The sequence below is a fragment of the Achromobacter sp. 413638 genome, from assembly GCF_043119405.1.
Classification (GTDB): domain Bacteria; phylum Pseudomonadota; class Gammaproteobacteria; order Burkholderiales; family Burkholderiaceae_B; genus Achromobacter.
Window position 1 is genome coordinate 1 of sequence record NZ_JBICCO010000194.1, and the last position, 306, is coordinate 306.

1 protein-coding gene is annotated in these 306 nt (G+C 62.4%); it reads left to right on the forward strand.

The features are described 5' to 3' along the window. A partial coding sequence (locus tag ACEU5R_RS32030) for a DDE-type integrase/transposase/recombinase (protein WP_392413953.1) occupies positions 1 to 306 on the forward strand: 306 nt, incomplete at both ends.

The window sequence follows — 306 nt, forward strand, 5'->3', positions numbered from 1 at the left end:
GCCGCAAGCGCATCGCTCCCGCAGAACGGGTAGTTCGTCCCGTTGCGACGGCGCCGAATCAGAGCTGGTCGATGGACTTCGTGTCCGACGGTCTGGCCTATGGCCGCAGGTTCCGGTGCTTGAACATCGTCGATGACTACACGCGCGAGTGTCTTGCCATCGAGGTCGATACATCACTGCCGGGATTGCGGGTGGCGCAGGTGCTGCAACGGCTTGCGGAACTGCGTGGGTTGCCCAAATCCATCACCGTGGACAACGGCCCGGAGTTTGCTGGCAGAGCCTTGGATGCTTGGGCCTATCAGGTCG